Annotated in this window: 19 protein-coding genes and 1 riboswitch; of the genes, 9 read left to right on the forward strand and 10 right to left on the reverse strand. The window is 64.8% G+C overall.

Features of this window, described 5'->3' with window-relative positions:
- Positions 1 to 8 precede the first annotated feature (8 nt).
- Complete coding sequence (locus ACOQFP_RS17975) at positions 9 to 986, reverse strand: NADPH:quinone oxidoreductase family protein (RefSeq protein ID WP_341243726.1); 978 nt, start codon at positions 984 to 986, stop codon at positions 9 to 11.
- Between the two features lie 138 nt (positions 987 to 1,124).
- On the opposite strand from ACOQFP_RS17975, the gene ACOQFP_RS17980 reads away from it, so the two are divergent.
- Positions 1,125 to 1,808, forward strand: a complete 684-nt coding sequence (locus tag ACOQFP_RS17980) for a dienelactone hydrolase family protein (protein WP_421585073.1) — start codon at positions 1,125 to 1,127, stop codon at positions 1,806 to 1,808.
- On the forward strand, positions 1,795 to 2,703 hold the full coding sequence (locus ACOQFP_RS17985; protein WP_421585074.1) for an amidohydrolase family protein: 909 nt from the start codon (positions 1,795 to 1,797) through the stop codon (positions 2,701 to 2,703). Before ACOQFP_RS17980 ends, ACOQFP_RS17985 begins: the two co-directional genes overlap by 14 nt.
- A gap of 8 nt (positions 2,704 to 2,711) precedes the next feature.
- Here the strand turns inward: ACOQFP_RS17985 and ACOQFP_RS17990 are convergent, their stop codons facing one another.
- Together ACOQFP_RS17990 and ACOQFP_RS17995 are read right to left on the reverse strand one after the other, a co-directional pair.
- A complete protein-coding gene (locus tag ACOQFP_RS17990; RefSeq protein ID WP_206487306.1) occupies positions 2,712 to 3,560 on the reverse strand; it encodes a patatin-like phospholipase family protein in 849 nt (282 codons plus the stop codon).
- A gap of 27 nt (positions 3,561 to 3,587) precedes the next feature.
- Positions 3,588 to 4,442: an alpha/beta hydrolase gene (locus tag ACOQFP_RS17995; protein WP_206487304.1), complete on the reverse strand. Its 855-nt coding sequence runs from the start codon at positions 4,440 to 4,442 to the stop codon at positions 3,588 to 3,590.
- Positions 4,443 to 4,608: 166 nt separating this feature from the next.
- On the opposite strand from ACOQFP_RS17995, the gene ACOQFP_RS18000 reads away from it, so the two are divergent.
- Complete coding sequence (locus tag ACOQFP_RS18000) at positions 4,609 to 5,796, forward strand: alkane 1-monooxygenase (protein ID WP_206487302.1); 1,188 nt, start codon at positions 4,609 to 4,611, stop codon at positions 5,794 to 5,796.
- A gap of 3 nt (positions 5,797 to 5,799) precedes the next feature.
- Here ACOQFP_RS18000 and ACOQFP_RS18005 read toward each other — a convergent pair whose 3' ends face one another.
- The gene (locus tag ACOQFP_RS18005; RefSeq protein WP_206487300.1) at positions 5,800 to 7,002 is read right to left on the reverse strand and encodes an ATP-binding protein; all 1,203 of its coding nucleotides are present in this window, start codon (positions 7,000 to 7,002) and stop codon (positions 5,800 to 5,802) included.
- 227 nt (positions 7,003 to 7,229) lie between these two features.
- Between ACOQFP_RS18005 and ACOQFP_RS18010 the strand changes: the two genes are divergently transcribed.
- Positions 7,230 to 7,697, forward strand: a complete 468-nt coding sequence (locus ACOQFP_RS18010; protein ID WP_421585075.1) for a 2-isopropylmalate synthase — start codon at positions 7,230 to 7,232, stop codon at positions 7,695 to 7,697.
- 78 nt (positions 7,698 to 7,775) lie between these two features.
- Here ACOQFP_RS18010 and ACOQFP_RS18015 read toward each other — a convergent pair whose 3' ends face one another.
- A complete protein-coding gene (locus ACOQFP_RS18015; protein WP_341245504.1) occupies positions 7,776 to 8,291 on the reverse strand; it encodes a hypothetical protein in 516 nt (171 codons plus the stop codon).
- 115 nt (positions 8,292 to 8,406) lie between these two features.
- On the opposite strand from ACOQFP_RS18015, the gene ACOQFP_RS18020 reads away from it, so the two are divergent.
- From ACOQFP_RS18020 to ACOQFP_RS18030, 3 genes are all read left to right on the forward strand, one after another.
- Positions 8,407 to 9,306 (forward strand): metal-dependent hydrolase, encoded by a 900-nt coding sequence (locus ACOQFP_RS18020; RefSeq protein ID WP_421585076.1) that lies wholly within the window; start codon positions 8,407 to 8,409, stop codon positions 9,304 to 9,306.
- 83 nt (positions 9,307 to 9,389) lie between these two features.
- Positions 9,390 to 10,409, forward strand: coding sequence for a PDR/VanB family oxidoreductase (locus ACOQFP_RS18025; RefSeq protein WP_421585307.1), 1,020 nt, complete (start codon positions 9,390 to 9,392; stop codon positions 10,407 to 10,409).
- Between the two features lie 13 nt (positions 10,410 to 10,422).
- A complete protein-coding gene (locus ACOQFP_RS18030) occupies positions 10,423 to 11,313 on the forward strand; it encodes an alpha/beta fold hydrolase (RefSeq protein ID WP_421585077.1) in 891 nt (296 codons plus the stop codon).
- A gap of 12 nt (positions 11,314 to 11,325) precedes the next feature.
- On the opposite strand, the gene ACOQFP_RS18035 is transcribed toward ACOQFP_RS18030, so the two are convergent.
- The 5 genes from ACOQFP_RS18035 to ACOQFP_RS18055 all read right to left on the reverse strand — a co-directional run bounded on the left by ACOQFP_RS18035 (position 11,326) and on the right by ACOQFP_RS18055 (position 16,770).
- A complete protein-coding gene (locus ACOQFP_RS18035; RefSeq protein ID WP_421585078.1) occupies positions 11,326 to 12,594 on the reverse strand; it encodes an LLM class flavin-dependent oxidoreductase in 1,269 nt (422 codons plus the stop codon).
- 1 nt (position 12,595) lies between these two features.
- Positions 12,596 to 13,357 (reverse strand): 3-oxoacyl-ACP reductase, encoded by a 762-nt coding sequence (locus tag ACOQFP_RS18040; RefSeq protein ID WP_206487285.1) that lies wholly within the window; start codon positions 13,355 to 13,357, stop codon positions 12,596 to 12,598.
- A 50-nt stretch (positions 13,358 to 13,407) separates the two neighbouring features.
- Positions 13,408 to 13,500: riboswitch (TPP riboswitch) on the reverse strand.
- 73 nt (positions 13,501 to 13,573) lie between these two features.
- The gene (locus ACOQFP_RS18045) at positions 13,574 to 14,869 is read right to left on the reverse strand and encodes an alpha-amylase family glycosyl hydrolase (protein ID WP_421585079.1); all 1,296 of its coding nucleotides are present in this window, start codon (positions 14,867 to 14,869) and stop codon (positions 13,574 to 13,576) included.
- Positions 14,869 to 16,047 (reverse strand): alpha-hydroxy-acid oxidizing protein, encoded by a 1,179-nt coding sequence (locus ACOQFP_RS18050; RefSeq protein ID WP_421585080.1) that lies wholly within the window; start codon positions 16,045 to 16,047, stop codon positions 14,869 to 14,871. Before ACOQFP_RS18050 ends, ACOQFP_RS18045 begins: the two co-directional genes overlap by 1 nt.
- 9 nt (positions 16,048 to 16,056) lie before the next feature.
- Positions 16,057 to 16,770, reverse strand: coding sequence for a type 1 glutamine amidotransferase (locus ACOQFP_RS18055; protein WP_421585081.1), 714 nt, complete (start codon positions 16,768 to 16,770; stop codon positions 16,057 to 16,059).
- A 48-nt stretch (positions 16,771 to 16,818) separates the two neighbouring features.
- On the opposite strand from ACOQFP_RS18055, the gene ACOQFP_RS18060 reads away from it, so the two are divergent.
- Positions 16,819 to 18,759, forward strand: a complete 1,941-nt coding sequence (locus ACOQFP_RS18060) for a helicase-related protein (protein ID WP_421585082.1) — start codon at positions 16,819 to 16,821, stop codon at positions 18,757 to 18,759.
- Positions 18,760 to 18,862: 103 nt separating this feature from the next.
- On the forward strand, positions 18,863 to 19,018 hold the full coding sequence (locus tag ACOQFP_RS18065; RefSeq protein WP_206487274.1) for a DUF6131 family protein: 156 nt from the start codon (positions 18,863 to 18,865) through the stop codon (positions 19,016 to 19,018).
- Positions 19,019 to 19,295 lie beyond the last annotated feature (277 nt).

Here is a 19,295-nt window from a genome sequence, read left to right on the forward strand (position 1 = left end):
CGACGCGATCACCGAGTGAAGTCGAGAACCACTTTTCCTGCCGCAGTGCGATTTTCCAGTGACGCGATGGCAGCAGCAGCATCTGCAGCCGGGAACACCGACGGCTCGGGAGCGACGAGGGAACCGTCGGCGAGCAGCGGTTCGATCTCGGCCCATTGGGTCGCGAGATAGCCGGGCCGCGTCATCCACCACGCACCCCAGCCGACGCCGACCACATCGACGTTGTTGAGCAACAACCGGTTGACCTTGACCGTGGGTATCTCGCCACCGGTGAAGCCCAACACCAGGATTCGACCCGACGGCGCAAGCGAGCGAATACTGTCGGTGAACCTGTCACCGCCCACCGGGTCGACCACGACGTCGACGCCCCGTCCGCCGGTCAGTTCTTTGACCGCGTCCTTCCACCCGTCCAGCAGCACGACATCGGTAGCTCCGGCAGCTCGGGCGATGTCCGCCTTGGCCTCCGAACTCACAACAGCAATCACCCGGGACGCGCCGAGTACCGGAGCCATCCGAAGCGCAGAGGTGCCGATGCCGCCTGCCGCGCCGTGCACCAGCACCGTCTCGCCCGCCGCCAGCCGACCGCGCTCACGAAGCGCGAAATGCACCGTCAGGTCGTTGAACAGCAAACCCGCCCCCGCGGTGAGCGACACCGCGTCCGGCAACGCGAACACAGTATTCGGCGCGACCACCGCCACCTCGGCCATACCGTCACTCAATCCCGTCAGCGCCGCGACACGATCGCCCGCCGAGAAACCGGACTGCGCCGGGGCCGAGCGGACGATACCGGCGATCTCGCTGCCCGGAACGAACGGCAACTCCGGCTTGTACTGGTACAGACCCCGGGTGAGCAGTGCATCGGGAAAAGCGACGCCCGCCGCATGGACCTCGATGACCACCGACCCGTCATCGACCGCAGGCTCGGCGATGTCCACCACCGTCACCGACTCCGGGCCGTCGAGACTGGAGATCTGTACCGCGCGCATGATGGTCCTCTCGGTCGGGATCGTTCCCTGCCCGCCACCGTACAAAACCGCAGCACTCGAGCCCCTACTGGCCTCACCCAGGGGCCTGACACCGGGTCGTTCCGCAGGCTCCACTCCTGCTTGTGCTCCAATCGAAGGATGAACTCCACTCCTCTCACCGTCGTCCAGCCCGACGGACCCGCACGCGGCGGCGTGATAGTCGTTCAGGAGGCCTTCGGCGTCAACGACCACATCATCGACGTCTGCGGTCGTCTCGCGGCGGCCGGTTGGGCTGCTGTCGCACCGCATCTGTTTCATCGGCAGGCCACAACCGTGGTGCCGTATTCGGACATGGATTCGGCCATGTCGGCCATCGGGCAACTGAAAGCGGACGAGGTCGACGCCGATGTGGACGCGGCAGCGAGCACACTCGCCGAACTCGGCTTCGAGCCCACGTCGATCGCCGTGGTCGGCTTCTGCATGGGCGGCAGCGTCGCGTTCCAGACCGCGGTACGACGGCGACTCGGTGCGGCAGCGACGTTCTACGGCGGCGGGATCACGCAGGGCCGCTTCGGTTATCCCGCCATGGCGTCGGTGGGCGAGGCGCTCCAGACACCCTGGCACGGGTTCTACGGAGACCTGGACGAGGGCATTGCGCCCGAGGACGTCGAGACCCTGCGCGAGGTCACCGCCACGGCACCGGTCGCTTCCGAGATCACCCGCTACGCACACGGCAAACACGGATTCCACTGCGACGCGCGGCCTGCCGTGTTCGACGCCGAGGCCGCTGCCGACGCCTGGACCACAACGCTGCAGTGGTTCGACGCCCATGTCGCACGGTGAGCAACCGCGCTCCGACGCAGAACTCGCGGAGGAGACCGAAGGTATCGTCGCCTTCTGGAACGAGCTGTCGTTGCCCGGACTGTTCGACGTCCACACCCACTTCATGCCCAAGAAGGTGATGGACAAGGTCTGGAGCTACTTCGACAGTGCAGGCCCGCTCACCGGAAGCGTCTGGCCCATCTCGTACCGCTTCGCCGAAGACGAACGACTGCAGGTCATTCGAGGATTCGGGGTGCGGAAGTTCACCTCGATGATCTACCCGCACAAGCCGTCGATGGCGGCCTGGCTCAATTCCTGGGGTGCCGATTTCGCGGCGCGCACCCCCGACTGCCTGCACACCGCCACCTTCTACCCCGAGGAAGGAGCCACCGAATACGTCGAGCGCGCGCTCGCTGACGGAGCGCGAATCTTCAAGTCCCACATCCAGGTCGGGAACTACTCGCCCAACGACCCACTACTCGACGGCGTCTGGGGCGCAGTCTCGGACGCTGCCGTTCCCGTCGTCATCCACTGCGGTTCCGGTCCTGCACCGGGCTCCCACACCGGGCCGGATCCGATTGCCGAGCTGTTGCAACGGTTTCCGAAGCTTCCGCTGATCATCGCGCACATGGGAATGCCCGAGTACGTCGATTTCCTCGACCTGGCCGATCGCTACGAGAACGTTCGGCTGGACACCACGATGGCGTTCACCGACTTCGCGGAGGCAGCGGCACCGCTTCCCAGGTCCGAGCTGCCGCGCCTGCTCGATCTGCAGGATCGCATTCTGTTCGGCAGCGACTATCCGAATATCCCGTACCCGTATCTCCATGCGCTCGAGGCGGTGCGCAGACTCGATCTGGGCGACGACTGGGTTCGTGCCGTGTGCTGGGGCAACGGGTCCGCGCTGTTCGGCTGACGGCCCGTTCAGTCGGCCCAGAACTCGGCGATGCGCTCGGCGACGGCGTTGCCCTGCGCGCGCCCGGCCACCGCTGCAGCCGACCGCACGGCGATATCAGTGGCGTCGGGCCCGATTGCCGACGTCGAATCGGCGTCGGGGGCTATCACTTCCACCTTCGATCCGCCCTTGACCAATCGCCCGCGTTCGACCTCGAAGGGGTCGTCCTCGAGGTCGAGCGCACCGACCTTGAGTACCAGCACCTTCTCGAAACCGACTGCCAGATCGGCATTCTCGCTCGCGCGGATTCCGCCGTCGACGTAGCGGTGATCACCGATGGTCACCGGCGGCCACATCCCCGGAATGGCGCAGCTCGCGGCCACCGCATCGACCAGTTGGACGCCCGAGCCACGATCGAGCACTCGATGCCGCCCGGTCACGGCGTCGACCGTCACGATCCGCAGATCGCGGTCGGGCCACGAATGCGAGGGCAATCGTCGTTCGATGATCGCCCGTCGCTCACGTTCGGTGATCGTCGAGGCCGCCAACGCCTCGGCACCGATGCGTCGGCGAGTGTCGATGGCGCTACCGTCCGAATTCTGGGCGGCTCGAGCCAGCATGGCGACCAATTCGTCGATGGTCGCCTCGGCATGGGGCTCGTCGTCCTGCTTCGTTTCGTCAGCTTGACGTTCGAACAACTCGGTGAGCGAGGCTCCACTGGAGAGCTGGGCTGCAACCGAGGATCCGGCCGAGGTGCCCAGCAGCATCTCGGCGTCGGTGATGTCGGCTCCGGACTCCGCCAATCCCAGTAGGACACCCGTCTGCCACGCAATACCTGCGACTCCGCCGCCGCCCAATACGAGTGCTCGCCTGGCCATAGCCGTACCCCTTCGTCGAAAGATCCGTCAGGAACTTACTGCGTCGGCCTGCACACGCGGCCGCAGCCAGTCGACCAGGTCGCCGAGAACACGGTCCTTCTCCGGTTCGTTGAACACTTCGTGGAACAGCCCGTCGTATGTCTTCAAGGTCAGGTCCTCGGATCCGGCGAGCTCGGCGATGAGTTCACTGCCGGACACGTCGGCCAATCGGTCCGCGGTGCCGTGCTGAAGCAGAATCGGAATCGTCAGCGACGGTAGCCGCGCCGGGAAGCTGTCCCCGGCGCCGAGCAGCGCCGCAGCCAGGCCCGCCGAGACACTGCCGTGATAGCCCAATGGATCGGCGACATAGGCCTCGACGACGTCCCTGTCGCGTGAGACGAGGTTGGGGTCGAGTTTCAGGACGGGGGCAGACGGCACGAAGCGTCCGAGGATCTTGCCCACCGCCACCAGCGCTTTCGGTTGCCCGATGCTGGGAACCACCGCGGGGCCGGACAGCATCAGCCCGTCGAGGTCGACCTGGTGATCGAGGGCGTAGGACAGCGCGATGGCACCGCCCATGCTGTGGCCCAGCAGAAAAGTGCGACTGTTCGGATGCTCGCGTGCCGCGATACCGAACAGCGTGTGCAGATCGTCGGTGAAGTCGGACCACTTCTTCACTGCGACTCGCTTGCCGCTGGAGCGTCCGTGGCCGCGATGATCGGGCGCGTAGACGACCAGTCCGAGCGAACCGAGCTTGTCCACGACGTGCCGATATCGCCCGGCGTGCTCGGCCAAGCCGTGTGCCAGCACGACAACCCCGGTCAGCGTGCCCTCGGGCGTCCAGACGTCGTACACGATGCGGGTTCCGTCGACTCCGGTGAACGACGACTCGACATGCTCCATTCGGTCACCGTACAAGGGCGACGGGACCAGCGACGTCCCATCGGCGAACCCACGGAGATTTGCTCGAGTAACTATCATCGGACGGCAGGCGATGAACTTGTGAGACACCACTATCGTCGCGCCTCGGTCTAGAGGCGCAGCACAAGCCGGGAGTTGCACATCAAGAATGCATGATCAGTCCGCCACGAGCGTCTCGCCGCGGTGGCGCGACCCCAAGCGATACCTGTGGCCGCTGGGGTTGACCATTCCTCTGAGCCCATTCCTGGCGTGGGGGTTGGTGTCGGTCCTCGGCCCAGGAGCGTTCTGGACCCTCGGCTTGATGATCATGGGTGTCGTCCTGCCCATCGTGGACAAGTTCGCAGGCGTCGACAGAAGCAATCCCCCGGACGAGGCCATCTCGGCTCTGGAGAAAGACAAGTACTACCGCTGGTGCGTGTACCTGTTCCTGCCACTGCAGTACGCGGGACTTGTTGCCGCCTGCTATCTCTGGGCGCACGGCCCACTGGGAGTTCCCGAGCGAATCGGTCTGGCCATCACGGTCGGCATCGTGGGCGGAGTGGGCATCAACGCCGCACACGAACTCGGCCACAAGCGTGAACTCCTCGAACGCTGGCTCTCGAAGGTGACGCTGGCGCAGTCGCTCTACGGCCACTTCTACGTCGAACACAATCACGGCCACCACCTGCGGGTGGCCACCCCGGAGGATCCGGCGTCGGCGAAATTCGGTGAGTCCTTCTGGAAGTTTCTGCCGCGCACGATCGTCCACGGTCTGCGCTCGGCATGGGGACTCGAGTCCCGCCGGCTGGCCCGATCCGGCTCCTCGCCCTGGACCCTTCGCAACAATCTCTTCAACGCCGCCGCGATGAGCGTCGCCCTGTTCGGGGTGTTGATCGCAGTGTTCGGCACGGTGATCGTGCCGTATCTCCTACTGCAGGCCGCCATCGCGATCGTCCTGTACGAGGCAGCGAACTACCTCGAGCACTACGGGCTGCTGCGACAGAAACGGCCGAGCGGTAAATACCGCAAACCGAGCCACCGCGACAGCTGGAACAGCGATCACCTGTGGAGCAACCTGTTTCTGTACCACCTGCAACGTCACAGCGATCACCACGCGCATCCGGTGCGCCGGTACCAGGCCCTGCGCACCGTCGACGAGTCCCCACAGCTACCGGCGGGCTACGCGGTGATGATCTTCTGCTCGCTTGTTCCGCCGCTGTGGCGCAAGGTGATGGATCAGCGTCTGATCGACTTCTACGACGGGGACCCCAGCCTGGTCAACGTCGAGCACTCCGACTCCACGGCGATGGCCAGGCTCCATCAGTTGTGCGGCGAGCGAGAGCAGGCGCGCCGGTAGCCGTCACACCGCCGCAGGTTCGTCGGTCTGTGCGCGCAGGTATCTGCCGAAGTGCGGGACCGTGAAGGCGATGGTGCCGCGCTCGGCCGAATAGATCAGTCCCTTCTTGATGAGTCCGTCCCTGGCGGGAGACAGCGACGCCGGCTTGCGCTCGAGCTCGGTCGCCACCGCCGAGGTCGGTACCGAGCCGTCGTCCACCGACAGTTCGGCCATCGCACGCATGTATTCGCGCTCGGCAGGGGTCGCGCGTTCGTAGCGAGAGCCGAAGAACCCGACGGCCAGTTCCTCCTCTGCCGTCGGTGCCGCAACGCGTACGTCCTCGGCGGAGATCGGGCTGTCGGCCGCGAGATCCCAGGTCGCTTTGCCGTACGCCTGGACGAAGTACGGGTACCCGTCGGCTGCCGCGTACAGCGCATCGAGAGCATCGTCGGTGAACTCGACGTCCTCACGGTCGGCCGGGGCGATCAGGGCCAGGTCGGCGGCAGCTCGTTCGAGTCGGCCGATCCGGTGGTAGCTGAACAGTCGCTCGGAGTAGCTCTTGGACGCCGACAGCACGGCGGGCAGATGCGGCAACCCGGCCCCGACGATGATCAGCGGCGCGGTGTCCTGACTGAGTTCGTGGCAGGCCGCACACAGCGCGGAGATGTCCGCCGCACCCAGATCCTGCATCTCGTCGATGAAGATGGCGATGCCCACGCCCACATCCCCGGCCAGCGCGGAGGCATCGAGCAGCAGTTCGACGAGATCGATCTCGATGTCCCCGGAGTCGGCGCGGCCGGTCTTGGCCGGGACGTCGATGCCGGGTTGCCACCGCTCGCGCATGCCCTTGTCGGCAGTGGAGCGCAGGGCGAAGGCCTTGAGGACGCCGAGAAACTCGTCGACGCGTTCGGGATCGCGATGCGAGGCCGCAATCCCACGGACCGCCATGTGCAGCGCCGACGAGAGCGGTCGACGCAGTTCCTGGTCTGGCCGGGCTTCGATCTTGCCGGTGCCCCATCCGCGGGCGATCGCCGCAGATCGGAGCTGGTTGAGCAGCACGGTCTTCCCGACGCCGCGCAGCCCGGTCAGTACGACGCTGCGTTCGGGCCTGCCGCGAGTGATGCGCTCCAGCACGACGTCGAAGGCGTCGAGCTGCTTCTTTCGGCCTGCGAGCTCGGGTGGGCGCTGGCCGGCGCCGGGAGCGTATGGGTTACGCACGGGGTCCATGGGGCCAAAGTAACAACCGATCGAGTGATCTATGCGGACATCTAGCACGTGTCCTAGACATCTGTATGCGATCGATACTTGCGCCGTGCCCCAGGTCGGGGTTTACTGGGCCCCGTGAAGCGCATCCTCGTAGTACGCCGCCGTAGCGGGGTCTGATTCGGACCGACCCCTCGCTGCGGGTCGTCGTGCTATCTCGGTCCTCCCTTCACATTCGGAAGACCACCTTCATGAATTCTCTTGCTTCCTCTTTCGCCGCAGATTCGTTCCATGCCCGTTTCGCGTGCGCCCTGCCGCGCACGATGCGCGAGGAGATCACCCGCCAACACCTGTCGTGGGCGAACTTCACCGACCGCTTCTCGCCCACCACCGGGCCCGTTCGACTGGGGTCGTGGACCGGGACGAAAACCACCGGCGGAAAGATCGAATTCGATGCGACCTTCGGCATCGGCGACACGATCATTGCTTGTGCTGCAACGACATACGGACCTATCGAGGCGTTGACATCGATGCTTCACGACGCCGGATTCCGCTTCGAGATCCTCTCGTTCCACCAGCAGGCCATCGGCGACGAGACCGCCACGTTCGTTCTGGCCGAGCACGACGGCCGCCGCGAATGGTCGATGGGCATCGATGGCGACCCCAACCTGTCGTCCATCCGGGCCGTCCTCGCCGGGGCGAACATCCTGCATCGGTAGCCCCCACCGACGCCGCGCGGTCGCGGGTAGGGCTTTCTTCACCTTTCTAGCACTGGCGCAAGACAGGTGAAGACTCCACTAGGGCATCTCGATCGTCTCGGCGCGGCGGACTTCGGCCAGTGCGCGGCGCAGGTAGGTCTCGGCATGGCTTTTGCGAACCGCGAGCAGATCCGCCACCACCAGCAGGGCGTGCGCCGGCCGCGGCCTCGTACGTGACTGTTCGTCGACATCCGACACACCCAGCGCCCCGGTGAGCACCTCGACGAACCCCGCGATGTCCAGATTCGGCAGCCAGTCCGCGCCTCGCACGGTTCGCCCCAGCACCTCCTGGACGTTCTCGCCCGTCAACCCATCGCTATATACCTCTTCGAGCAACGTGCGTACCATTTCGGCATGCACGCGACCGGCTTGCGCCGAGTCCGAGCGGCCCAGTAGTTCGACGGCGTCGTCGAACGCGATCGGGTCCCGCGCCGCCACAGCAGCGAGGGCATCGTTCGTGGCATCGGCGATCTTGCGCACCTCGGCGGGCCATTCGGCAGGCCAGGTCGCGCAGACACGACTCGGGGGAGTCGACACGGGGGAGGAGTCGGTCATCTCAGCAGTCTCTCACTCGACTCCGACACGGTTCCTTTTACATGTAACTGATGTTTATACTTAAGCGCGCACTGTGGTATCGGCCACACATGCGGAAGTGGAGGAGGTGGGCTCGATGAACGAACAGAACACCGTCGCGTCGGATCCCGGTGAAGTGATGCTGCAGGCCAGGAACGTGAAGTTCGACTGGAGCGATCTACCGATGCACTGGGTGCCGGGCGACCCGTACACCACGCACGTCCTCAATGTGCTCCACTTGATCCTTCCTGCGGGCGAGCACTGGTTCGTCGATACCTTCAAAGAAGCCCTTCCCTACATCGACGACGAGAAGCTACGCGACGACGTCATCGGCTTCATCGGCCAGGAGGCCGTCCACGCCGAGGCCCACACCGGCGTCCTCGTGCACCTCCAGCAGAACGGACTCGACCCCACTCCGTTCACCGACCAGATGGAATGGGCCTTCGGCAAGGTTCTCGGATCGGATTCGGTGACCAGTCTGCGATCGAAGAACAACCTGGTCGAGCGACTGGCCCTCATCGCTGCGATTGAGCACGTGACGGCATTTCTCGGCGATTGGGTGCTCAACGCCGACGGCCTGGACCGAGCCGGCATTCATCCGACAATGCTCGATCTGTTGCGGTGGCACGGTGCCGAGGAAGTCGAACACCGCTCGGTCGCATACGACACACTGCGGTACTTCGACAAGCGCGAGGTGCGTCGCCTGCGCACGTTCGCGGTGGTCGTGCCGTTGATGGCGTACATCTGGATGCGCGGAATCCTCTTCCTGATGAAGAACGACCCGGAACTGGCGACCGCGCCCAAGTCGGTACGCAAGCCGCGGTCGGCTCTGTGGCGGAAGTCGGTCAGGCGGGGCACTCTCCCCGCGCTGACGCTGGTCGCTCGCAGTATGTCCCGGTATCTGAAGAAGTCGTATCACCCGAGCCAGGAAGGCTCCACGGCGCAGGCAGTCCGGTACCTCGCGTCCTCACCTGCCGCGCAGGCTGCGGCTCGGTGAAGCTCAACTCACGACGCGTCCCGCGGCTGCTCCCCAAGGATGCGCCGCCGGATCTACGCGGACGGGCACGTCCCGATCGCTCGATGCAGCTCCTCGGCACCTTCCTCAACGGGTACATGCACGCGGCTGCCGGAACGGAGTACGACGACGCCGTCGCCGGCCACAATCCCGATTCCGCGCTGAAGCTGGTCGTCACCGGGCGTGAGATCGTCGCCGAGGACAACGATGTCGCCGCGCTCACCCTCGCATCGCCGACGGGAGATCAACTGCCGATCTGGCATCCCGGCTGTCATCTCGATCTACACCTGCCCTCGGGCCGCCGACGGCAGTACTCACTGTGCGGCGACCCGGCCGATCGCAGCTCCTACCGAATCGCGGTTCGCCGAATTCCTACCGGTGCAGGCGGATCCATCGAGATGCACGGGCTGGCGCCGGGCACCGAGGTCACCGTCCGCGGCCCGCGCAACGGGTTTCCGTTCGTCGGCGAAGGCAGTGCCCTGTTCATCGCGGGTGGAATCGGCATCACTCCCATCATCGCGATGGTCAGAGCTGCACGGATCCTCGGCATGGACTGGCAGTTCGTGTACTGCGGTCGATCTCGCGACACGATGCCCTTCCTCGACGAGATCGAGAGCTGGGAATCCGACCGCGTGTTCATCCGCACCGACGATGTGCACGGATACCCCGGCGAGGGCGAGTTGCTCGAGCGCGCACCGGCGGGCGGTGCCGTCTACTGCTGCGGCCCCACACCGATGCTCGATGCCGTCCGCCGCGACTTTCGCCAATGCCCTTCCACTGCACTGCATTTCGAGCGCTTCGGTCCACCACCGATTCTGGACGGCACACCTTTCGAGGTGCAGCTGATCAGCACCGGCGCTGTGCTCGATGTCGCCGCCGATACGTCGGTACTGACTGCAGTCAAGGAACAGAAGCCGAACATCGCCTATTCCTGTCAACAAGGATTTTGCGGCACCTGCAAGGTCCGGGTGCTGTCCGGTGAGCCCGAGCATCTGGAATCACGACTGACGCCCGAGGAGCAGCGTGACCACATGCTCATCTGCGTCTCCCGCGCTCGCAGCGGGCGCCTCGTACTCGATCTATAGAACGGAAAACCTGTTGAGCAACAACGCGGTTCGTACAACGGTCGTCAACGAAGGAATCCGCCTCGCGGTATTCGAGAGTGGCAACCCCGACGGCGACCCCATCGTGCTGGTGCACGGGTGGCCCGATACCCACGAGCTGTGGAGCCACATCGTGCCACAGCTCGAGGACCGCTTCCGGGTGATCAGCTACGACTCCCGCGGAGCGGGCGACAGTTCGGTCCCCACCGAGCAGTCGGCGTACAAGCTGGCACGTCTGGCCTCGGATTTCTATGCTGTCGCCGATGCGGTGAGCCCGGATGCCCCCGTCCATGTGCTCGCTCACGACTGGGGTGCCGTGGAGGTGTGGGAGGCCGCTGCCCAACCGCGCGCGAAGGACCGCATTCGTTCCTACACATCGATTTCGGGACCGAATCTCGATCACCTGGGCAAGTGGTCGCAGTCGCGTTTACGCAAACCCACCCTCACGGGCATCAAGCAGGTGCTCGCCCAGGTACGCGCGTCGTGGTACACCGTCACCTTCCACATCCCCGGGCTGTCCACGCTGCGGATCAAACGGCAATTCGCCAAGGGCTGGCCGGCATTCCTCCAAGAGTTCTCGGGAGTCGACCCGGCGCTCGTCACCCAGAACCCCACGCTGTGGTCTGACGCGACCAACGGCACCAACCTGTATCGAGCCAACATCATTCCGCGCCTGGGTAATCCACGGGATCGCTACATCGACGTCCCGGTGCACCTCATCGTCAACACCGAGGATGTCGCCGTGCGTCCGTATCACTACGACGACACCGGCAGGTGGGTGAAGAACCTCACGCGCAACGACATTCCGGCGGGGCACTGGTCGCCGATCTCGCATGCCGACGACATCGCGCGGTTGACGCGGGAGTTCATCGACTCACTGGACTGAGTCCACATCCGCTCAGTGAGCCAGGTGACCGCGAAGCGTCGATGAAGTGTAATCCCTACGAAAGAGATTGCGCTGCTGCAGAATCGGTACCACATGCTCGACGAAGTCGGCAAGTGAATCCGGGTAGCGCGGGCACATCAGATTGAATCCGTCGGCACCACGGCCGATCCACGACTGCATCTCGTCGGCTATGGACTCCGGTGTGCCGATCATCGTGGCGTGCCCACCGCCCGCGGCGAGAGTACCGAGCAATTCCCGCACGGTGGGGGCGTCCTTCTCGATGATCCGCAGAATCGTCTCGTACCGGCCCTGAGGTCCGGTGAACTCGGAGGCCGGCGGCAACGCCGGAACCGGAGCATCGAGTTCCCAAGCGGCGCAGTCCTGCCCGGTGAAGGTCGACAACATCGCCAGTGACTGCTCGGTGGGGAGCAGCCGATCCAGTTCGGCTTTATTCCGTCGGGCCTCGTCCATGGTCGAGCCGATGTACGTCACCAGACCCGGCATGATTCCCACTGTCGCACTGTCGCGGCCCGCATGGCGGATTCGTGTCTTCACGTCCTGGTAATAGCTCTGCGCTGCAACGAGATCGTAGGCGACGGCGTAGATCGCCTCGGCATACTTGGCTGCGAGATCGCGGCCCGGCCCCGACGCCCCCGCTTGGAACAGCACCGGCCGACCCTGCGGCGACCGGGGTACCGTCAACGGGCCGTCGACCCGAAAGTGCTTGCCGTCGTGGTCGATGGAGTGCACCTTGGCCGGATCTGCGTACGCACCGGCGCGATCGAGCGTCAACGCATCGGCATCCCACGAATCCCACAGCGCCAGAGCGACGTCGACGAACTCTTCGGCTCGCGCGTAACGCTCCTCACGTGCCGGGATGGCGTCCATTCCGTGGTTTCGTGCCTCGGCGTCGAACATGGAGGTGACGACGTTCCACCCCGCTCGGCCGCCGCTGATGTGATCGAGCGACGCGAGCATGCGCGCAGCATGGAAGGGGGTGTAGAACGTCGACGACACCGTGGTGACGAGGCCGATATGCGTGGTGGCCCTGGCCATGGCCGACAGCGCGGTGATCGGCTCGAGAAACCACGTCCCCGCTCCTGCCGGGTCGCGCACCGAATGTCCGTCGGCGAAGAACACCGCGTCGAACTTGCCCCGTTCGGCGAGCTGCGCGAGTTCCTCGTAGTACTCGATGTCGCCGAGATCCTCGACCCGCGAATCGGGATGACGCCACGCGGCGCTGTGGTGACCGCAACCGTAGAGAAAAGCGTTGAGATGCATATCAGTTCTTGACCAGACCGCCGTCGACCACCAGATTCTGGCCGGTCACCGACCGCGCCCACGGCGAGGCGAAGAACAGCAGGGCATCGGCGAACTCCTCGGGTGTGGTGACGCGTTGCAGCGGGGTCGAGGCAGCGATGAAGTCGAATACCTCGGCCGGGGTGGCGGCACTGGCGTCGGTGGTGCGCAGCAGCCCACCCGAGACCATGTTGACGGTGATGTTGTCTGCGCCGAGATCCGCGGACAGAGTGCGGGTCAGCGAGAGCAGCGCAGCCTTGGAAGCGGTGTAGTCGTGGTACGGCACCACCGGATTCTGGAACAAATTGGTGCCCACGTTGATGATTCGTCCGAACCCCGCCTCACGCATGCCCGGAAGTGCGGCCTGGGTGGTGAGCAACGCTGCGCGGACGCTCCCGCGTAACTGGGCGTCGAAGCGCTCCCAGGTGATGGTCTCGGCTTTGGGGCGCGCATCGCCGTCGAACGAGAAGTCGGCAAGGGCGTTGTTGACGACGGTGGTGATCGGCGTTCCGAAGTGTTCACGTGCAGCGCCGAACAGCGCGGCGACGGCCGACTCGTCGGTGACGTCACCCTGCACTGCGATCGCGTTCTCGCCGAGCCGGTCTGCCAGCGCCTCGGCAGCATCTCTGCTGTTGCGGTAATCGATCACCACACGTGCACCCTGACCGGCGAAGGCAGCGGCGATCGACGCTCCCAGTCCGCGCCCGCCGCCGGTGATCAATACTGTCTGCTCGTCGAGTCTCATGCGCTTCGCCTCTCGTTCGAGGTCAAGACCGATGCGAGAAGACAGGAAATACCGAATCGCCACGACATTCCCTTCGCTGGTCCTAACCAGATCAGGTTCGACGGGTGTGTTCTCAGCCCATGTGGGCACCCCGTGTCGCGTTCGACTGTACCTGTAGCGATCTCTAGCGAAATCTTGCAGAAAACTTAGAGGAAAGAATAGAACTCGATCATGCGATCAGCCGATGACGGCCCAGCCGTGCGGCGGCACGCTCACCCGCCCGTCGTTCAGGTGCGCGTCACCGGCCAGTACTTCGCTGCCCCGAGCCGGGTAGTCGATCGGCTCGTCACCCAGGTTGAGCGCCACCGTCAACGAGTCACCGTCCGCATGAACGCGATAGAGCAAGGCAGTGTTGGTGAGCTCGAGCGTCTCGGTGCGCGCGGAGTGCAACCACGGATTCCGACGTCGTACACCGATGAGCTCCTGATGAATCCGGAAGACAGGCCAGCCGTACGGAGCCAGGTCATCGGAGGTCTCCGGGTACTCGGGGCGCACCTCGTCGTCACCGCCGACCCGATCTTCCTTGATCCCACGGAAAGCCTGCTCGTCGCCGTAGTAGATCATCGGCATACCGCCCACGGTGAACAGAACCACCAACGCATGCACCAGGTGCCGCTCGTCCTCGATGACGCTGGCGATGCGGCTGACGTCGTGATTTCCGACGAACGTTGCCGGCACGAAGGCATCGAGCCAGCCGTTGTGGCGCTCGAGGGCATGCGAGAGCTCGAAGAAGTTCTTCTCGCTCAGTCCACTCCAGATCGCCTTCCACAGCTCGTACTGCGTGACCGAATCCAGCGTGGAGGCCGAGACGATTCGGTCGTAGTCGCCGTGGATGACCTCCCCGAGAAAGTAGCCCTCCGAATGCTTCTCGCGCACCTTCGGCAGCACCGCAGCCCAGAAACGGGGCGAGACCGCGTAGGCCGCATCGAGCCGCCAGGCGTCGACGCCGCGCCCCAGCCAGTGCGAGAGCACATCGACGACGAACTGCTGCACGTGCGGGCTCTCGTGATTGAGGGCGACCAGTTCGTCGTGGCCCTCGAAGTTGCGATGCGTCGGCTCGCTTCCGGACCAGTCGAGGTGGAACCACTCTGCGGCCTCGGAATCGGGACCTTCTTCCAGCGCCTGCCGGAACTTCGGAAAGCTCTGCGCCACATGGTTGAAGACGCCGTCGAACATGACTTTGAGGCCGCGAGAGTGTGCTGCGGCGATCAGCGAATCGATATCCTCGTCGCTGCCGAGCCTACCGTCGACTCGGTAGTAGTCGACGGTGTCGTACCCGTGCTTCTCGGACTCGAAGATCGGGCCGAGGGCGATCCCCGAGGCCCCGAGTTCGAGTGCGTAGTCGAGCCAGTTCTCGATTCTGCCGAGCCGGTGTAGATCCGACTGAGATTCGCCGTCCCACCCGTGCACCGGTGCGCCGGTGAAGCCGAGTGGATACAGATGCCACCAGATAGCGTGCTCGGTCCACTCCATCAGGACTCCATGATCGAGTCGCGGCCGAGCTCGCCTGCACCGGCATGACCGGACAGACTGGTCACCAGATCGAATTCAGCCAGCAGGCAACGTAATACGTGCGCGACGCCCTCTTGTCCGCCGAGCGCGAGGCCGTAGAGGAATGGCCGCCCCAGTAGCACCGCGTCGGCCCCGAGGGCCAGGGCCTTGGCCATGTCGGCCCCGGTCCGCACACCGGAGTCGAACAGCACTGTCATCTCGTCCCCCACCGCGTCGACGATGGACGGTAATGCGTCGAGCGATGCTCTGGCCCCGTCGATCTGACGTCCACCGTGATTGGAGACCACGATGCCGTCGACTCCGTGCGCCGCAGCCTCCCTGGCGTCGCCGACGGTACAGATGCCCTTGAGCACGATCGGGCCGCTCCAGTGCTCCCGCAGGAACGCCAGGTTCTTCCACGACAGACCGGGATTGGGGAACATCTGCGCCCAATGCATCGCGGCAGCAACAGGATTGTCCTCGGCAGTCTGGGCAAGTCCGGCCTGGAATGCCGGATCGGTCAGGTAGTTCTCGATACCGAGGTTGGCCAGGAACGGTAGGTAGCCGCGGTCGAGGTCGGCGGGCCGCCAGCCCAGCAGAGTGGTGTCGAGGGTCAACACCAGAGCGCTGAAGCCGGAGTCCTTCGCTCGTTGTAGAAAGCTCAGCAACACCGACTCGTCCGTCGGCCAGTACAGCTGATACCAGCGTGGGGCATCACCGCCGGCCTCGGCGATCTGCTCGAACGAGTGCGAGGCCTGCGTCGAATGTATGTACGGCACACCGAGTTCCGCTGCGGCCCGGACCGTCGCGAGCTCACCGTCCGGGTGGGCAAGAGTCTGAATTCCCACGGGCGCGATCATCAGCGGAGCGGGCATATCGGTGCCGAGAACCGTGCACGCGTGATCGCGAGCGGCCGAGCTGCGCAGCATGCGAGGGGCGATGGCCCAGGTGTCGAATGCCGCCCGATTCGCGCGTGCGGTCGATCCACTACCGGCGCTGGCGACGATGTAACCCAACGCCTCGGGCGAGAGCGATTCTGCCGCCTGATCTTCCAGTCTCGCCAAATTGGTGGTGATCGACGGCGTCTGCTGGGCGAACATTCCGGCGGCGTAGATGCCGAGTTGGTGATCGCTGAAGTTGCTGGGCCTGGCCTCGGTCATTGTTCGACCCTACCGGGGCAGCGCCGAGGATCGGGCCAGAAAGGCGTCCAGCAGAGTCGAGCACCGCGCACGAGCTGCTGCTTCGGCGTCGGCGACGGCGACGCGTATCCGGTCCACGTCCACCTTGTGTTCGACGCCGTCGCGGGCCCAGGCCGCAGCCCACGCATCGTAGGTATCGAGGTCGATTTCGGGGTGGAACTGCAGCCCGAGGTGTGGTCCGAGGACGAACGCCTGCTGTGCTGCCGCGTTGTGTGCGATGACCATGGCCTGCGCGGGAGCGACGAACGTGTCGCCGTGGAACTCCATCCACGGCCCCGGGGCGACGAGCTCGGGATCGGAGGTCTCGACCTCGACGAATCCGTACTCGGGGTGCTCGGATTTGCGCACGCTTCCGCCGAGCACTCGCGCGAGCAGCTGCCCGCCGAAGCAGACACCGAGGACCGGCACCTGCGCGTCGATCGCGTCCTGCAGATAGGCGATTTCGGGCTCGAGCCAGCTCAGCGTGTCGTCGTAGGCAGCGTCGGGCGAGCCCATCACCACCAGCAGCTGCGCATCGGACAGCTGCGGGGGCGCAGTGTCGGGGCTGTGATCGAAGGAGTGCACGTCCAACTGGAAACCTCTGGTGCGCAATTCGGCGTCGAGGGTGCCGATGTCGCGTCGCGCGAGCGCAGGATCCCGGTCGTGGACGAGCACCACGGCGCGCGGGTCGTTCGGGTATGTCACAGGGCTCCTTTACGGTGTTCGTGCACACCGTACGACAGACTGGATCCGATGCCACCTCGTAGACGCACATCCCGATCCACCACCGCCCGCACCGTCAAGGCCGGGCAGAGCAGTGCTGCGCGAAAGTTCGCGGCCGCAAAGAACGGCGAGGCCGCACCGAAGAAAGCCGCTCCCAAGAAGACGCAGGCGAAGAAAGCGGCACCACGTAAGCGGGCATCTCCGCGCAAAACCGCCGCTCCGGATCTGCGGGTTCCCGATCCCGGCGAGCGCGTCTGGGTACTGGACGTACCGTTCGAGGATCGGTCGGCGGCGGGAGCTGCAGGTGCGCGTTGGTACCCCGGTCCGCGGGTGTTCGCGTACTACGGCACGGAGCTGCCCGAGTATCTGCAGCCGTACGAGTCGATGCCGTACAGCCTGCAGCGATGGCTCGAGGACGACGCCAACGACAGCTGGCGCGAGGAAACGACACGGGAGCGGGCGATGGTGCCCCGCGAAACCCAACTCGAATCCGTGCGACGCCATCTCGCCGCTCTCGAAGCCGACTTTCCGTACTTCGCACAGATGGATTCGACGGGGCTGGGCAAGACGCTGGCGGTGTGCGAGGCCGTTCGCCAGATGTCTGCGGCCGAGATCGGGACGGTTCTGGTGGTCGCGCCGAAGGGCGCTCTACCGGGTTGGCGTCGCACCATCGCCGACAGTGAGGCAGACATCGAGCCGTCCGACCGGAAGCGCTGGCTGTTGATCACCTACCAGTCGACGAAGAAGTTGTTGTCGGTCCCTCCCGAGACCGATCTGGGCAAACGTAAACGGACGCAGAACAAGCGGACCATCTCGCTCGGTGAACTTCGGTTCGAGATGGATGTCGTGATCGCGGACGAGTCGCATGCGCTGATGAACATCGAATCGCAGCAATCGCAGATCCTGTGGCGCTACCAGGAGGCGGCGCGGTCGGTGGTGTGGATGTCTGCCACTCCCGGGTACCAGCCGTTGCACTTCGCGTACATGGCTCGGGCGGTGGAGCGCAGTCTCGGTGTCGAGATCCTCGGCGAGGACGACTATCTCGGTTACGCGGTCACGATGAAGTGGGCGGAGTTCCTCATCGAATCCGGGTTCGCGGTCAAGGCAGGTAAGGCATCTACCGGCTTGACGACGTGGCGCTGGGAGCCCGAGGACGTTGCCCGACGCGAACGCGATATCGCCACCGTGCACAGATGGCTCTCGGGAGGTGCTGCAGCGTGGTCGATTTCGCGGCCGTCCCCGCCGACACCTCGGGAGCCACTCGGCCAGGAACTCACCGCCACACAGAAGCGGTTGTACAACTCGGCGTGGGTGGACTACCGCAAGGAATTGGGTCTACCGATCTGGAAGGCCGTCGGTGGGAAGCGCGTGTTGCAGAAGAACCCGAGTACCCGTGCGGCAACCTTGCGTTTCCGCCAGAAATGTTCTTACCTGCGCATTCCCGCGTCGGCCGATCAGGTGCGCACGTGGGTCAAGGCGGGCAATCAGGTGTTCGTCTCGATGTTCTACCGCGAGTCGGTCGCGGCCCTTGCCCAGACGCTGCGAGATGAGGGACTCGATGTCGCCGTGGTCGACGGCAGTATGAGCAGCCCCGAGCAGGAGGAGTCCATCCGGCGTTTTCAGACCGGGAAAGTTTCGGTCATCGTCTCGACCACCACCAGCGCGATCAACCTGCACACCAACGAGTTACTGCTGCCCGAAGGCACCGTCTCCACACTCGCACCGCGGGTGACGCTGATTCACGATCCGCGGTGGACGCCCATCGACATTCGGCAGATCGAGGGGCGTGCGAACCGTATCGACAAGGATCACAACCACACGACTTCGACCTGCTATTACGGGTACGCCGAGGGCACCGTCGAGGAGGAGATGGTGCTCACCGGGATCGAGCGCATCGCGGATCTGGGATCGATCGTCGGGCAGTCTGATCTCATCGACCCGGAGGCTTTCCTCGCAGCGCTGGCGCAGTGACGAGAACATTGAACAATCGTGACCAATCTGCCACCTGACGGGCGTAACTTCGGTGGTACCGGCATCCGCCGTTATCGGGCTCGTCTCGACGCCAGGAGTGGTCATGATCGTTCTCGGATTGATTCTCGCCATCATCGGATACTTCGCAAGTATCCAGATCTTGTGGGTTCTCGGCATCATTCTCGTGGTCGTCGGGGCCGTATTGGCACTACTGGGTAGCACCGGACGCGCGATCGGTGGCCGCAAACACTGGTACTGACCCCCTCCGACAGGAATAGAACATACGTTCGATTTTCTGCTAGTCTGATCCGGCCCTCGAAGTTGGCGATGCGGCCAGCGGAGCCACTTCGGGCGGTCCAGAGCGGACTCGGTGGATTCTCGAAGGCGGTCGCGCGTGATGACAGTCGGAGGGGACGAACCGACGGCTGGGTCGCTGTATCGCGTCGGGGACCGATGGGCCGAGAGAGCACCGAGGCGGTGTGGCAACGGTCATCGGCTCGTCGCCGGTTCGGTTCTCGTCGGTTCACGAGCGTGTT

This window comes from Rhodococcus sp. MALMAid1271 (assembly GCF_049195265.1).
Classification (GTDB): domain Bacteria; phylum Actinomycetota; class Actinomycetes; order Mycobacteriales; family Mycobacteriaceae; genus Rhodococcoides.

Excerpts from the sequence above, each read along its gene's own strand:
- ACOQFP_RS18000 (WP_206487302.1), top strand. The coding sequence starts at position 4,609 with ATGCATGATCAGTCCGCCACGAGCGTCTCGCCGCGGTGGCGCGACCCC.
- ACOQFP_RS17980 (WP_421585073.1), top strand. The coding sequence starts at position 1,125 with ATGAACTCCACTCCTCTCACCGTCGTCCAGCCCGACGGACCCGCACGC.
- ACOQFP_RS17985 (WP_421585074.1), top strand. The coding sequence starts at position 1,795 with ATGTCGCACGGTGAGCAACCGCGCTCCGACGCAGAACTCGCGGAGGAG.
- ACOQFP_RS18045 (WP_421585079.1), bottom strand. The coding sequence starts at position 14,869 with ATGGAGTGGACCGAGCACGCTATCTGGTGGCATCTGTATCCACTCGGC.
- ACOQFP_RS18015 (WP_341245504.1), bottom strand. The coding sequence starts at position 8,291 with ATGACCGACTCCTCCCCCGTGTCGACTCCCCCGAGTCGTGTCTGCGCG.
- ACOQFP_RS18025 (WP_421585307.1), top strand. The coding sequence starts at position 9,390 with ATGCAGCTCCTCGGCACCTTCCTCAACGGGTACATGCACGCGGCTGCC.
- ACOQFP_RS17995 (WP_206487304.1), bottom strand. The coding sequence starts at position 4,442 with ATGGAGCATGTCGAGTCGTCGTTCACCGGAGTCGACGGAACCCGCATC.
- ACOQFP_RS18060 (WP_421585082.1), top strand. The coding sequence starts at position 16,819 with ATGCCACCTCGTAGACGCACATCCCGATCCACCACCGCCCGCACCGTC.
- ACOQFP_RS18005 (WP_206487300.1), bottom strand. The coding sequence starts at position 7,002 with ATGGACCCCGTGCGTAACCCATACGCTCCCGGCGCCGGCCAGCGCCCA.
- ACOQFP_RS18065 (WP_206487274.1), top strand. The coding sequence starts at position 18,863 with ATGATCGTTCTCGGATTGATTCTCGCCATCATCGGATACTTCGCAAGT.
- ACOQFP_RS18010 (WP_421585075.1), top strand. The coding sequence starts at position 7,230 with ATGAATTCTCTTGCTTCCTCTTTCGCCGCAGATTCGTTCCATGCCCGT.
- ACOQFP_RS18020 (WP_421585076.1), top strand. The coding sequence starts at position 8,407 with ATGAACGAACAGAACACCGTCGCGTCGGATCCCGGTGAAGTGATGCTG.
- ACOQFP_RS17990 (WP_206487306.1), bottom strand. The coding sequence starts at position 3,560 with ATGGCCAGGCGAGCACTCGTATTGGGCGGCGGCGGAGTCGCAGGTATT.
- ACOQFP_RS17975 (WP_341243726.1), bottom strand. The coding sequence starts at position 986 with ATGCGCGCGGTACAGATCTCCAGTCTCGACGGCCCGGAGTCGGTGACG.
- ACOQFP_RS18040 (WP_206487285.1), bottom strand. The coding sequence starts at position 13,357 with ATGAGACTCGACGAGCAGACAGTATTGATCACCGGCGGCGGGCGCGGA.
- ACOQFP_RS18035 (WP_421585078.1), bottom strand. The coding sequence starts at position 12,594 with ATGCATCTCAACGCTTTTCTCTACGGTTGCGGTCACCACAGCGCCGCG.
- ACOQFP_RS18050 (WP_421585080.1), bottom strand. The coding sequence starts at position 16,047 with ATGACCGAGGCCAGGCCCAGCAACTTCAGCGATCACCAACTCGGCATC.